Origin of the sequence: Streptomyces hygroscopicus subsp. hygroscopicus, from assembly GCF_030269125.1 — a bacterium.
GTDB lineage: Bacteria > Actinomycetota > Actinomycetes > Streptomycetales > Streptomycetaceae > Streptomyces > Streptomyces hygroscopicus_C.
Genome location: NZ_BSSM01000026.1, coordinates 29,819 through 43,596, shown reverse-complemented (window position 1 = coordinate 43,596; position 13,778 = coordinate 29,819). Strand labels below are relative to the sequence as shown.

The following is a 13,778-nucleotide window of genomic DNA, read 5'->3' as shown; positions in this document are numbered from 1 at the left end:
CGACTCAACGTCCTGCGGCGCGGGGCCGGTCCGCGGCAGGATGGGGCGATGCCGACCACGCCAGGGAAAACGGACCGGCCGGACCGGATAGAGCTGACCGAGGACGAACTGCGGAAGATCACGGGATACGCGGCCGACTGCGCGAGCAGGGCACTGCCCCTCTTCGAACAGAGCGTCGCCGCCGACGCCCGCCCCCGCGAGGCCGTCGACGCGGCCCGTGCCTTCGCCGACGGCGGCCGGCGCACCCAGGCGCTGCGCCGCTGCGGGTTCGCGGCGTTCCGCGCGGCGCGGGAGGCCGGCTCACCGGTCGCCGCCGACGCCGCCCGCGCCGCGAGCCACGCGGCCGGTGCCGCGTTCCTCCACCCCCTCGCCGACGCCCACCAGGTCAAACACATCCTCGGCGCGGCGGCCCACGCGGCACGGGCGGCGGAGCTGGCGGCCGCCGAGGACCCGGCGGTCGCCGCCGCGGCCCTCGCATGGGCGCGCGGTCACGCCCCGGCCGCGGTCACCGTCGTACTCGGCCGACTGCCCGTCGCACCTCCCGGAGGGGGCCGCGTGGGCGGATTCATCCGGGAACTGGACAGCGCGCTGCGGGCCTGAGACGGGGATGTCCCGCCGGACGACGCCGGTGTCCCGCCTCTCGGCCATGAGGCGGCGGGCCCTCGGCTCCGGGCCGTGGGTGCCGCCGGCCGCGCTGCCCACGGCGCGGCGGGCCATCTCGGGGGTCCGCCGACGGCCACTCGCCGGGCGCTTCGGCCCGGGGGCGGGAGGGCAGGCCGGTGCCGCCCGTGCTCGGGACGCGGGGCCCGGCGGGGCGCCCCGGACCGAGGACCTGCCCGCCCCGGCCTGGCCGGCCATGACATCGCGGGGCCGTCTCCGGGCCCTGACGGTTGTCGCTCCGGGCCCTGGCCCAGGACCTGCCTCGGGCCCGGCGGCGGACGCCACTCGGCCTCGTGGCCCACGGTGGGGCGGTGGGCGGTCCGTCCCCGGCCTGTGACCGGTGACGGGGGGACGTCTCGGCTCGGAGATGATCGTTGGCCCGGCCTTGCGTCTCGCCCCGGCGGACGACCGGGGCAAGGCGGTCGGCGCCGTCCGGCTTCACGGGTCGGGGGCGGAGGGCGTCCCAGGGGCGTGCGGCGGTCGTTCAGCCCGCCTCGCGGTGCAGGACGCGGCGTGCCGCCTCGGCCTCCGCGGCCGGTGGGGACAGCTCGTCCAGGGTGTCCAGTTCGTCGTCCGCCTCCAGCTCCCGCTCCCAGGCCGCCGCCAGCTGCTCCTGCTCGGCGCGCGGCTTCGCGCCGATGGTCTCCCGCTGATCGGGGTCCAGGGCCGCCATGAATCGTCCGACCGTGTCCGTCGGCATGCCGTGCTCCTTGTCGCGAGAACTGCCACTCTCAGCCCAGCATGGCCAATCGGACGTGCGCCCGCCTCTCGACGGTCAGACGGTCGGTTCCGTCCGGGCCGGTGCCGGGGTCGCGAGGCCGTGCCGGACGAACCACTCGGTGCCCATCAGCCGCCGCCGCTCCTGCGCGGGCAGATGGGCGAGCAGTCCCGGAACGGCACCGCGCTCCACCTCGGAGCGGTGCGCCAGGACGGCGGCGGTCTTCCGCTCCAGCCAGGGCCCGACATCGACCGTCGCCGTGACCTGCTCGTCCGGCGTGCTGTACGCCGTCTTGCGCGTCCCGACCACCTCGCGCAGCGCCGCGACGGCCGAGTCCGGGTGGGTGGCCAGGTACAGCGCGCGCGGCTGCCAGGGGGCACCGGAATCAGGGTGGAACCGCGCGAGCCCGGCCGCACGGGCCGCGAGCACGGTCACCCGATGGGTGTGCACGTGGTCCGGGTGCCCTGTCAGTCCTCCGTAGGCGTCATGGGTGACGACGATCTCCGGGCGGAACGCACGGATGTGCGCCACCAGTCGACGCACCACCTCGTCCAGCGGCGCGTCGCAGAACCGTGCGCGGCCCGGGGCCGACCACGGCACCCGAGCGTCGGCGTACCCGAGGAGCCGGGGCTCGCCGGCCCCGAGGATCCGCAGCGCGTCGGCCAACTCCTCGGCACGAACGGTGTCTTCGGCCCACGTCGACGTGACGACCCCGGTACGGGCGCCCGCGTCCGCGTGCCGGGCCAGCACCCCGCCCGCCGACAGCGACTCGTCGTCAGGGTGAGCGAACACCGCGAGCAGACTGGGCACATGCACGGACGGACCGCCTTCGCCGGGGGACCTGGGATACCGCTCACACGGGACGCGCGTACGCCGCACGCGCACCACCGGACGGGCGGCGCACGGTCAGACTGCCCACCTCGAACGACATCTCACCCGTCCCGGGCTCCGGTGACGGATGATATCGCCCGGCGCACACCGAGAGGGCGACGACGAGATGGGCCCGCCAGGCATGTCCCACGCCCCGGTGGTCCGCGAACACCGAGGCTCCGTTCAGCGACCAGATCACGCAGCGGGGCCCGAACTCGGTGCGCAGGTCCACCCAGGCGCCGGGCCGGATCGCGTCGTCGTGGAGGTGACAACTGGCGCTGCGCACACGGTTGGTGAACTCCAGATGGTCGGGGTTGTCCACGTGGTACTCGAAAACGTCCACGCCCCGACCCCCGTCCCGCCAGGTCCGGATGGCCGGCCAGGCACCGGTCTCCCGGGGCAGCCGCACCCGGGCCTCCAGCACATCGCCCGGCCGCACGGTGAACCCCTCCCGGCTGCCCTCGGTGGTCAACAGCCCCGTGTCCCAACGGCCGTCCGCCCGCGGGGTGGCCCGGAAGACCCCCGAGCGACAGTAGCCGGGGTCGGGCACCAGCCGGTCCAGCCTGTCCTCGTCCGGATGGGCCGGGCCGCCGCCCGGAAACGCCCGCGAACGGCCCGCGACCCACTGGGCCGTGGAGGCGAAGTCCGCCGTGAACACCACATCGGACGCGGCCGGGAAACGCGGGGCGCCCGGTAACGGGCCGCCCCGGGGCGGTTCGTCCATGTTCCTCTCCATGACCGAATGTCTCACCGCCTGGGGGCCGGTCATGCGTGCGGGTCCTGACTGTTGGCCGGATCTACCCGTCCGGGTGAAGGGCCGGTTCCCGGCCGCGGTCGCCGGCCGGACGCATCCGGTGGGCGCGTACGCCTATTGCTCCGACGTCTCGTCCTGCTCGGCCGGCCCCTGCGGGCGCCGCCCCCGGGGCTGCTGCGGCTCCGGGCACACCGGCGGGGGCGGGACCGGGCGGTCCTGCGGCGCGCCGGCGGTCACGGTGACCGGGTCGCCGTAGTGGAGGACCGTCACCGGGTCGCCCCCCGCCAGTCGGTAGCGCACCCGTTTCGGGCCGATGTCCACCGTCAGCCGGCGCCCGCGCAACTGCACCGTGAAGACCACCCGGGACAGCGCCTCGGGCAGGCGCGGCGCGAAGCCGAGCACGTCCGGCCGCTCGTCCTTGCCGAGATGCCAGCGCAGGCCACCGAAGCCGCCGACGAGGGCGATCCAGGTCCCGGCGAGGGAGGCGATGTGCAGCCCGTCGCGGGTGTTGTGCTCCAGGTCGTCCAGGTCCATCAGCGCGGCCTCGCCGAGATAGGCGTACGCCAGCCTGAGGTGCCCGGTCTCGGCGGCGAGCACGGCCTGGCAGCACGCCGACAGGGACGAGTCGCGCACTGTCAGCGCCTCGTAGTAGGCGAAGTTGCGCGCCTTCTCCTCCTCGGTGAACGCGTACGGGCACTCCATCATCGCCAGCACCAGATCGGCCTGCTTCACCACCTGCTTGCGGTACAGGTCGAAGTAGGGGTAGTTGAGCAGGAGCGGGTAGTTCTCGGGCGGCGTCGAATCGAAGTCCCAGCGCTGGAAGTGCGTGAACCCGGCGGACTGTTCGTGCACGCCGAGGGTCTCGTTGTACGGGACCGCCATCCGGGCGGCGGCGTCCCGCCAGGCCGCGGCCTCCTCGTCGTCCACGCCGAGTTCGTCGGCCCGGTCCGGGTGGCGGGTGGCCGTGTCGGCGGCGGCCAGCAGGTTCTGGCGGGCCATCAGGTTGGTGTACAGGTTGTCCCGGGCGATGGCGCTGTACTCGTCGGGACCGGTGACCCCGTCGATGTGGAAGACGCCCTCCGGATCGTGATGGCCGACGGAGCGCCACAGCCGGGCGGTGTCCACCAGCAGGTCGAACCCGACCCCGCGCTCGAAGTCCTCGTCGCCGGTCGCCGCGATGTACCGGACCGTGGCCAGCGCGATGTCCGCGTTGATGTGGAAGGCGGCGGTCCCGGCGGGCCAGTAGGCGGAGCACTCGGCCCCGTCGATGGTCCGCCATGGGAACACCGCGCCCTGGAGGCCCAGTTGACGGGCGCGCTCGCGGGCCGCGGGCAGGGTGCTGTGCCGCCAGCGCAGCGCCGACGCCACGGTCTCGGGCGCGGTGAACGTCAGGACCGGCATCACGTAGGACTCGGTGTCCCAGAAGGAGTGCCCGTCGTACCCGGTCCCGGTCAGGCCCTTCGCCGGGATCGCCCGGTTCTCGCCGCGGGCCGCCGCCTGCAGCACGTGGAAGAGGGCGAACCGCACCGCCTGCTGGATCTGCGCGTCCCCCTCCACCTCGACGTCCGCGCCCGCCCAGAACCGGTCCAGATAGGCCCGCTGCTCCGCGACCAGACCGTCCCAGCCGGTGCTGACGGCGACCGCCACCGCGCCGTCCACCTGGTCGTGCATGCTCGGCAGCGAACGCTCACCGGACCAGCCGTAGGCCACGAACTTGACCAGCCGCAGCGGCTGTCCGGGCGTCAGGTCCGCGGTCACCGTCAGCCGGCTGACGTCGGGCTCGCACTGAGCCGACCAGCGGGTGCCCTCGGGACCCTCCACCAGATGGTCGGCCGCCGCGCCCACGCGCAGTCCGCTGCGGTCGGTGCGGTGCACGAGGCGCAGCCGGGTCTCCTCGGCGTAGTGCTCCTCCGCCGTCAGCGGGGATTCGGTCGCGGCGGCGACGCGGGGATCGCCCTCGACGTGCGGGAGTTGCTCGTTGGCGACCAGCTCGGACTGGATGGCGATGGAGGTGGGTCCGTCCTCCGGCTCTACCTCGTAGACGACGGCGGCCAACGCGCGCTGGGTGAAGGACACCAGCCGCCGTGAGGTGATGCGCACCGTGCGGCCGCCGGGCGAGGTCCAGCGGGCGGTGCGGCTGAGCACACCGGTACGGAAGTCCAGCACCCGCTCGTGGGACAGCAGCCGGCCGTAGCGCATGTCGTACGGGTGGTCGTCCACCAGTAGCCGGATGACCTTGCCGTCGGTGACGTTGATCGCCGTCTGGCCGGACTCCGGATAGCCGTAACCGGCCTCCGCGTAGGGCAGCGGGTGCCGCTCGTGGACGCCGTTGAGATAGGCACCGGGCAGTCCGTGCGGTTCGCCCTCGTCGAGGTTTCCGCGCCAGCCGACGTGGCCGTTGGACAGCGCGAACACCGACTCGCTCTGCGCGAGCACGTCCAGGTTCAGCTCGGTCTCGCGCAGCGACCAGGGCTCGACGGTGTAACTGGGATGAGTGATCACGGCGACTCCAGGAGTTCCGCCAGGTCGCGCACGACCACGTCGGCGCCGTGCGCCCGCAGCTGCTCCGCCTGCCCCACCCGGTCCACCCCCACGACCAGCCCGAACCTCCCCGCCCGCCCGGCCTCGACACCGGCGAGCGCGTCCTCGAACACGGCGGCCGCACCGGGCTCCGTGTCCAGTCCCCGGGCCGCCTCCAGATAGGTGTCCGGAGCGGGCTTGCCGCGCAGGTGCCGTTCGCGTGTCACCACCCCGTCGATCCGCTCGTCGAACAGGTCCGCGATACCGGCCGCGGCGAGCACGTCCCGGGCGTTGGCGCTGGACGACACCACCGCACACGCCAGACCCGCCTCCCGGACCTCGTGCAGAAAGCGGACCGAGCCCTCGTACGGCTCCACGCCGTCCTCCCGGATCCGCCGCAGCACCAGCTCGTTCTTGCGGGTGCCCAGTGCGTTCACGGTCTCGGCGTCCGGCGGATCGTCCGGCGCCCCCTCGGGCAACCGCACCCCGCGCGCCGCGAGGAACGTACGCACCCCGTCCTCCCTCGGCCGGCCGTCCACGTACTCGTCGTAGTCCCGCACCGCGTCGAAGGGCACGAACTCCGTCCCCTCGCGTCGTGCCCGATCGCGCAGATAGGCGTCGAACATCTCCTTCCAGGCCGCCGCGTGCACCTTGGCGGTCCGGGTGAGGACCCCGTCGAGGTCGAACAGACAGGCGCGTACGTGTGCGGGAAGCCGGGGCATACTCCGAGGCTAGGTTCCCCGGCGACCGACGGCGAGGCGACAGCGCCCGGCAGGACGGCAGGCACCCGCCCGGTCGAGGGGCGAACGGGGACGCGGGCCCCGGGCCCTGGCGCTCGCCACCGGTGACGCGCATGGCAGGATGCGCGGATCATGAGCGCCGAGTGGTACGTCCTCATCGAGGAGGACAGACAGGGCAGGAAGCGTGTGCAGGGTGTCGAGTTCGAGCTGCACGACTGGAAGCTGGCGGCCGCGCACCGCGTCCGGGGCGACGAGGCCAGGGTCGCCGCCGTGGCCGAGGACGCGGCCCTGCACTACATGCCGATGTCCTTGGCCCGGCACGCCAAGCCGGGAGACCAGGAGGCGCGGCACGCCTTCCTGGCGCAGGACGGTTCGTGGGTCGTCCTCCTCGGGCTGAGGGGGTACCAGTGCCACATACGGGTGACCACGGCCCGGCTCATGCATGTGCGGGAGGAGAAGGAGACCCCGCCGAAGAGCCTCAAGGAGATGCTCCGCAGCGCTTGGGAGGGACCGCCGCCCCCGGTGGGGCCCTGGTCTCCGCCGGCGGAGGACTGAGGGTGGAGCACGCTGGCGGAGAGGGCAGGATTCGAACCTGCGTGGACCCCTGGAGGTCCGACCTTGAGGCGAGCTCGTCGGTCCCCGATCAACCGCTCCGGGCACCTCTCTTTGTTCCCGGTCCGGGGTTGCGCCCCGATTCCGTTCACAAGAAGAGGATGGCAGCGGACCCTGACGGAGTGCTGATGTGTTCCTGACGCGTCAGGGGCGGGGGCAGGAGAGGTCCGTGGCCGGCAGGCGTTTGGTCGCGAGGTAGGCGTTCACCGCGTCGTCCACGCACGCGCTGCCGAAGACGCCGAACACCGCGTGCTGGTCGGCGTCGTGCAGGGTTATCAGCCGGGAGCCGGGCCAGGCGCGGTGGACCGCCTCGGCGCCGGGGTACACCGTACGCGGGTCCCCGGTGGCGTTGACCAGCAGCGCCGCGAGGTCGGCGCGGACCCTGGTGGGCCGCTCACGCGGGGCGTCCCAGAACGCGCACGGGTTGATGTCGTTCGTGACGGGGGCGAAGAGCCGGTCGTCGGTCCCGGCCTGCCGCAGATCGCGCCAGTAGGTCTCCGGGTCGCGGGGCGCGGCCCGGTCGCCGCACAGGACCGCCGTCTGCGCGCTGCCGTACGCGGAGTCGTGCCCCGTCAGCAGGAACTGGAGGGAACCGGCCAGCCACGGGGACGGGGCCACCGGGTGCCCCTCGGCGGCGAGCCGCAGGTCCCGCACTCCCTGGGCGAAGTCGCCGAAGGCCGAGGCATTGTCCTGGGAGAGGCCGTTGAAGACGAGGGCGGGGACGATCTGGTCGTCCACCCGGTAGCCGCCCACCCGCAGGGGGGCGCGCTCGGCGGCCGACCGGATCCGCTCCACCGTCGCGAGGACCGCGCTTTCGGTGCGGCCCAGGCCGTAGTCCCGGTCGTGCGCGGCGGCCCAGTCCGCCCAGTCGCGCAGGGCGTGCTTGTTTGCGGCCTCCGTGCCCCGCAGCAGCCGGGGACCGTACCGGGCGGGATCGATCACGCCGTCCAGCACCACCCGGTCGATGCGGCCGGGGAACATCGTGGCGTACACCTCGCCGAGGTAACTGCCGTACGAGTAGCCGAGGTAGGAGATCCGGCGCTCGCCCAGCGCGGCCCGGATCACGTCCATGTCGCGGGCGCTGTTGCGGGTGCTCGCGTACGGCACCAGGTCACCCGCGTGGGCGCGGCAGCGTCGGGCGAGGTCGGCGGAGAAGGACACCATGCGGTCGAAGCCGGCGCGATCCTTGCCCGCTCCGCGGATCATGCTGCCGGTCGGCCACCGGCAGTCCAGCACGGTGCTGCGGCCCACGAAGCGGGGGTCCACCCCCACCACGTCGTACCGCCCGCCGACATCCTTCATGGCCTTGCGCACCCACGGCGGATCACCGATCGTCTGCCCGCCGGGACCGCCGCTGTTGAGCAGCAGCGCGCCGGCGCGGTGCGCGGAGTCCGTGGCCTGGATCCGGGAGACGGCGACGGTGATCGTACGGCCGCCGGGGCGGGTGTAGTCCAACGGCACGGTGACGTCGGCGCATCGGGCACCCGCCTGCTCGAGTTCCCTGCCGGTCTCGTCGTCGGGGCCGAGAAGGCAGCTCTTCCAGGTGAGGTGCTGGTGGTGATAGCGGGCCAGGGGATCGGCGGGGGCGGTGGGGGATGCCGGGGCGGCGCCCACGGTGAGCGCGCCCGCCAGGCACAGCGCGGCCACCGGGCCGGTCCGCGTCACGCGACGGCGTAAGCGGCGCCCGCGGTGCCTGTCGCCTTCGAAGGAGGTGGTCATGCGGTTGTCCTTTCGGCAGGGGGGTCTTCCTCGCAGAGGGCCTTGTCGACGGCGTCGAGGAAGTCCAGTTCGGCCTGGAGCGTGGCCGGTGTCTCGTTCAGGGCCACGGCGACACTGCGCCCGCCGGGCCCGACGGCCACCAGGGACCGGTGGCCGCCCGGCACCGTCCCCGCGTGACCCCACCAGGCGCCGCCACAGGACAGCGGCGTCGAGATCAGCCCGAGCCCGTAGCGCGCACCGGGCCAGATCCGGTCGGGGTCGGCGGGCACGGTCCGCCGCATCTCGGCGAGTTGCGCGAGGGGCAGCAGACGGCCGCCGAGCAGCGCGGTGGCGAACCGCGTCAGGTCGTCCGGCGTGGACACCAGGGCACCACCGACGTCCCCGAAGGTCATGTTCCAGTCGGTGCCGTCGACCCGGTGGCCCTCGGCATCGGTGAAGTAGCTCCGGGAGTGGGGTCCTTGGATACGGGGGTCGTCACCGGGCCAGTAGGTGTCGCGCAGCCCGAGCGGCACGATGACGCGGCGGGTGATCTCCGCCTCGGGGGAGTGCCCGGTGACGGCCTGGACGATCAGCCCGGCCACCACGTAGTTGGTGGTCGCGTAGTGCCAGCTTCTCTCCGGGTGCGGCAGGCGGAGCGCGCGGGCTATGAGTTCGCGCGGCTCGAAGTGGCGGTGGCGCAGCGCCTCGGGGTGTTCCCATTCGGGCGCTTCGAGGTAGTCGGGCAGGCCGCTGGTGTGCTGGAGGAGTCGGCGGACGGTGATCCGCCGGCCGTCGTAGCCGTGCCCGTGGATCAGGCCGGGCAGATAGCGCTCGACCGGTGCGTCCAGCGACAGCCGGTGCTCGGCCGCGAGTTGCAAGACCACGGTGGCGGTGAAGGTCTTGGTGACACTGCCGACGCGCAGCCGGTCCGTGGCGTTCACGGGGCGGCCGGTGCGCAGGTCGGCCACCCCGTCCGTCACGGTCCAGCGCGCGCAACCGGCCTTCGGGGCGGCACCGTCGGCGAGCACCGCGACTCCGGCGATCCGGTCCTCGGTGACCAGGCGGTGCACGGCCCGGCGCACGGCCTCGTGCGTACCGCACGCCCGGGAGGCGTCCGGTGGCCGGGCGCTCGCCGGCGGCGCGGCGAGCAGCACGGCGGCGAGGGCGCCCGCGGCGAGCGCCGTACACCGGCGAAGAGCGGGTGAACGTAAAGGAATTGCCATGCGCACCACGGTAGGGATCGCCCGCGGCGCGATCACTCCGGCAGACAGCCGGACCTGTACGGGGGCCAGCACCAGCCCGGCAGGGGGAGGAAACCCTAGCGCCGGCTACTTTGCGAGGAGCGCCTTGCCGTACACCGTGGAACTGCGCCGGACCGTCATGCCGATGCGCTCGTACAGCGGCAGTGCCCCCGTGTCCGAGTGGGTCCACAGGGTGCACCCCCGCCTCCCCTGCCGGTAGAAGGCGCGGAAGGCCTCGCGCAGCAGCAGCCGGGCGATGCCCCGGTCGCGCTGATCGCGCCGGACCGCGACCCGCTCGACGTACCCTTCGCCGCCCCCTTCAGCCCCCGGCCCCGCGACACCCGGCCCCACGACCGCCCCCGGCCCCGACCCGGTGTCGAGGCCCAGACGCCGGCCCGTGTCCCACCGCGCATCCGCCCCCGGATCCAGCGACAGCACCGCCCCGACCATCTCCTCGCCCACGAACGCGACCGGCGACGCGCCCGGCGCGAACGTCGACCGCCCGACCGTGTGCCGTGCCCACTCGGCGTACGACTTCCGCCGCTGCTGCCACTCGTCGAACGCGTCCTCCGTGAGCCGGTACGCCGCCTCCTCGTCGCCCGCGCGAAACGCCCGCACCGTGACGCCCGCGGGCGGCTGCGGCACCTCCGGCTCGTCCGGCAGCGCCATCTCCAGCAGCCACTCGGTGACCAGCCCGGCGTACCCGCCCGACCGCAGCAGCGCCGTCGCCGCGAGATCGCTGTCGGAGATCGTCTGGGCGAGCCGGTCGCCCCCCGACTCCCGGGCCCGCGCCTCGGTCCAGGCGAGGAGGGACGTGCCGAGCCCCCGCCCCCGGTGCGCGGGGTGCACATGGACGGTGGCCCGCCGACCGCGCACCCAGCCCCACGCCGCCGGGTCCCCGGCACGGTCCTGGACCAGCACCGTGTCACACGCCGACTCACCGTCGACGGAACCCAGATCGGCCGCGATGCGATCGGCGTCGGTCGTCGCCCGGCCGTGTGACGCGTACTCGCACGCGCCGACCAGACGATGCACCGTGCCGGTGTCGGAAGGGGTGGCGGGGCGGACCCGATAGCCGTCCGGCCACCCCGCGGAGAAGGAATCAGCCATGGATGAACCCTGCACCAGGACTCCCCGCCGGAAACGGAGAAGGCCCCCGGCCGGCGGTCACGCCGGCCAGGGGCCCCTTCACACGGCCGGGGTGCGTCAGCCGTCGTTCTCCGACGACGGGAGGTACGCGCCCGGGACGTCGTTCGGTGCGTAGAGCTTCTTCTCACCGGGGTACGGCTTGGCCCAGTTGTGGGTCTGGTACCACGTGTAGTGGTTCATCTGGGCCGGGTTGGCGTAGTCGGGCACCGCGGTCGGCCCGGTCAGCCGCTGCTTGGACTTCCAGGCGTCCCACTGCGCCGCGAGCGCCCTCTCGGCCGCCGGCACCTTGGCCGCGGGCACCGCGGCGGCCTTCGGGTCCTGCGGCGCCGGGGTGTCCACGCCGCACGACGGCGGGGTGCTCAGACCGTCGGTCAGCGACGTCCGGTTGGGCAGCACGGTGAACGGCGTGAAGTCCGGGTGGCCGGTGAACGCCCCGGTCATCGGGGTGGCCGCGCTGTCCTTCTGGTTCATCGGGCGTATCCCGAGGATCTGCTCGATGGTGCGGATCACCGTGATCTGCGAGTAGTAGTGGCTGTCGACCTTGCCGTGCTGGGCCCACGGGCTGATGATCTGGATGGGGGCACGGTGGCCGTCGACGTGGTCGAGACCCGCCTGGGAGTCGTCCTCGACGACGAAGATCGCCGAGTCCTTCCAGTACTTGCTGTGCGAGATCCGGTCCACGATCCTGCCGGTGGCGAGGTCGTTGTCCGCGACCTGGGCGGCGGCGCTCGCCGGACCGCCGGTGTGATCGCTGGAGAGCCAGAACATGTTCAGGTCCGCCGGACCGTTCTTCTCGAAGTCCTGCTTCCAGATCTGGTACCGGTAGACGTCCGGCACGCTGGTGTCGAACTTCGCGAAGCCGTGCACCGACACGTCGTTGAGCGACGGGATCGGCGAGGACGAGTTCAGCGTGTAGGCGGTGTCCTGCCCGGTCGCGTCCATGTTCTTGGCGTCGCAGTACAGGTTCTGCCAGCTCGCGCCCGACGGCTTGGTCAGGAACTGCTGGAACTCGCCGAAGTCGCGCACCGACCTGCCCGCCGCCTGCGCACCGGTCCACAGGAACCCGGTCCGCTGGTGGCCGAGGGCGTCGTCCTCGGTGTCGTAACTGCGCGCGTACTCACCGGCGGAGGACTCGGTGTACTCCGGGTTGTCCGCCTGCATCAGCCAGTTGTGGCCCTCGGCGGAGTTGGTGCCGATGTCGTACGTGTTGTCGTACAGGCCGAACTGCTCGGCCATCGCGTGCTGGTTGGGGGTGACGTTCTCGCCGAACTCCGTCAGCGACGGGTCGCCGTTGCCCTGCGGCATGTCGCCGAGCACCTGGTCGTAGGTGCGGTTCTCCTTGACGATCAGGAAGACGTGCTTGATCGTCGAAGGGTCGCCGAGACGCAGCGGGACCGGCACCGGCCTGGCCCGGCTCGCGCCCCTGGCCAGCCGCACCGAGCCGTCGGTCCAGCCGTTCTGCTTGAAGACCTTGGCCGTCTGGTCCCGGATGACGCTGTCGTCGGGCAGCGTGAAGCTCTGCACGCTCGACGTGGTGTCGTGCGTGCCGTGCCCGGCCCTGGTGGTGGGACGCAGCGCGTCGACACCGCGGGTGTTGGAGACCACCACCTGGTCGCCGACGCTCGCGATCTCCGCGGGGAAGTAGTCCGTCGGCAGCAGGCCCACGTAACTCACCGGCTCCTGCGGGCTGGTGTAGCGGTAGACGGCGACCGCGTTGGCGCGGCCGAGCGTCACCAGCAGGTGCCCGTCGTCGGTGAGGGTCACCGCGTCCGGCTCGTAGCCCACCGACGCCTCGGGCCACGGCTGGGTGGAGATCGTCTGGACGACCTTGTCGTTGGCCGTGTCGACGACCGACACGCTGTTGGTCGCCGTGTTGGTGACGAACACCGCGCCCTTCCCGGCGTACAGCGCGGTCGGGTGCAGGCCGACGTCGATGCTGCTCGCGGCGTCGGACGGGTGCGCCAGGTCGATGACGCTGACCGTGCCGGTGGTGGTGGCACCGGTCTTCGGGTCGGCCGGGACCGGGGTGCCGTACGAGTTGATGGTGGTGTCGCCGGCCTCGGCCGGGCGCCCGCCCTCGTTGCTCACGTACAGCTTGTCGCCGACCTGCACCAGGCCGCGCGGGGCGATGCCCACGGGCCAGCTCCGCGTGACGCTCCCGGTCGCCGTGTCGATGGCGACCACCCGGTTCTGGCCGTTGACCGCCGCGTACACGGTGGAGCCGTCGGCCGAGAACACCGCGGCGCCGACGAGCGCGTGCTTGCCGCCGTCCGCCGGGATCCTGATGTACGTCGGGTCGGCGACCGTGCCGTCCGCGTTCACGGTGAAGCGGGTGTAGCCGTCGGTCTGACCGAGCCACAGCTGCTTGCCGTCGGGGGAGTAGGTCGGTCCCTCCTGGCCGACATCGTTGCCCTTGATGCGCGGGCTGGACGACGCGGCGTTGCCGACGACCTGCTGCACCTTCCAGCCGTTCAGGTCCACGACGGCCAGCGCGCTGCCCCCGTCGGTGACGGAGGCGGCGAGGTGGGTGCCGTCCGGGCTGATCGTGGACGACATGATCTTGCCGTTGTTCACGACCAGGCGCTTGCCGTACGGGTCGATGTACTGGTCGCTGGAGATGACCTGGCCGTTGCGCGTGGTCTGCCCGACCTGCTGGGTGCCGAACTGATGGGTCTGGGCGAAGGCGGCGCCGGCCGCGATGAGCGCGAGCGCGGAGGTACCAGCGGTCACCAGGGGTATCCGGCGGCCGAAGCGTCTGGACAGAAAGCCCGAACGCTCCTTCTGGACACGCCTGCGGCGGCGTGTTACCTGCATGG

11 protein-coding genes are annotated in these 13,778 nt (G+C 73.0%); 2 read left to right on the top strand and 9 right to left on the bottom strand.

The window, feature by feature from the left end; genetic code table 11:
• Nucleotides 1–48 precede the first annotated feature (48 nt).
• Entirely contained in the window at nucleotides 49–600 is a 552-nt protein-coding gene (locus QSK45_RS36085; protein ID WP_285563166.1) for a putative immunity protein, read from the top strand.
• A gap of 544 nt (nucleotides 601–1,144) precedes the next feature.
• On the opposite strand, the gene QSK45_RS36080 is transcribed toward QSK45_RS36085, so the two are convergent.
• The 5 genes from QSK45_RS36080 to QSK45_RS36060 all read right to left on the bottom strand — a co-directional run bounded on the left by QSK45_RS36080 (nucleotide 1,145) and on the right by QSK45_RS36060 (nucleotide 6,244).
• On the bottom strand, nucleotides 1,145–1,360 hold the full coding sequence (locus QSK45_RS36080) for a hypothetical protein (RefSeq protein WP_285563165.1): 216 nt from the start codon (nucleotides 1,358–1,360) through the stop codon (nucleotides 1,145–1,147).
• 75 nt (nucleotides 1,361–1,435) lie between these two features.
• Nucleotides 1,436–2,194, bottom strand: a complete 759-nt coding sequence (locus QSK45_RS36075) for a PIG-L deacetylase family protein (RefSeq protein WP_285563164.1) — start codon at nucleotides 2,192–2,194, stop codon at nucleotides 1,436–1,438.
• Nucleotides 2,195–2,231: 37 nt separating this feature from the next.
• Nucleotides 2,232–2,972, bottom strand: coding sequence for a LamG domain-containing protein (locus QSK45_RS36070; protein ID WP_285563163.1), 741 nt, complete (start codon nucleotides 2,970–2,972; stop codon nucleotides 2,232–2,234).
• Nucleotides 2,973–3,116: 144 nt separating this feature from the next.
• Entirely contained in the window at nucleotides 3,117–5,504 is a 2,388-nt protein-coding gene (locus QSK45_RS36065) for a glycoside hydrolase family 65 protein (RefSeq protein ID WP_285563162.1), read from the bottom strand.
• A complete protein-coding gene (locus tag QSK45_RS36060; protein ID WP_285563161.1) occupies nucleotides 5,501–6,244 on the bottom strand; it encodes an HAD family hydrolase in 744 nt (247 codons plus the stop codon). Before QSK45_RS36060 ends, QSK45_RS36065 begins: the two co-directional genes overlap by 4 nt.
• A 150-nt stretch (nucleotides 6,245–6,394) precedes the next feature.
• Here QSK45_RS36060 and QSK45_RS36055 point away from each other — a divergent pair, with 150 nt between their 5' ends.
• The gene (locus QSK45_RS36055; RefSeq protein ID WP_285563160.1) at nucleotides 6,395–6,817 is read left to right on the top strand and encodes a hypothetical protein; all 423 of its coding nucleotides are present in this window, start codon (nucleotides 6,395–6,397) and stop codon (nucleotides 6,815–6,817) included.
• 201 nt (nucleotides 6,818–7,018) lie between these two features.
• Here the strand turns inward: QSK45_RS36055 and QSK45_RS36050 are convergent, their stop codons facing one another.
• The 4 genes from QSK45_RS36050 to QSK45_RS36035 all read right to left on the bottom strand — a co-directional run bounded on the left by QSK45_RS36050 (nucleotide 7,019) and on the right by QSK45_RS36035 (nucleotide 13,776).
• Nucleotides 7,019–8,593, bottom strand: coding sequence for an alpha/beta hydrolase (locus tag QSK45_RS36050; RefSeq protein WP_285563159.1), 1,575 nt, complete (start codon nucleotides 8,591–8,593; stop codon nucleotides 7,019–7,021).
• Nucleotides 8,590–9,795, bottom strand: coding sequence for a serine hydrolase domain-containing protein (locus tag QSK45_RS36045; RefSeq protein WP_285563158.1), 1,206 nt, complete (start codon nucleotides 9,793–9,795; stop codon nucleotides 8,590–8,592). The genes QSK45_RS36050 and QSK45_RS36045 overlap by 4 nt, the downstream gene beginning before the upstream one ends.
• Nucleotides 9,796–9,900: 105 nt before the next feature.
• A complete protein-coding gene (locus QSK45_RS36040; protein WP_285563157.1) occupies nucleotides 9,901–10,923 on the bottom strand; it encodes a GNAT family N-acetyltransferase in 1,023 nt (340 codons plus the stop codon).
• A 96-nt stretch (nucleotides 10,924–11,019) separates the two neighbouring features.
• The gene (locus tag QSK45_RS36035) at nucleotides 11,020–13,776 is read right to left on the bottom strand and encodes a bifunctional YncE/alkaline phosphatase family protein (protein ID WP_285563156.1); all 2,757 of its coding nucleotides are present in this window, start codon (nucleotides 13,774–13,776) and stop codon (nucleotides 11,020–11,022) included.
• Between the last annotated feature and the right edge of the window lie 2 nt (nucleotides 13,777–13,778).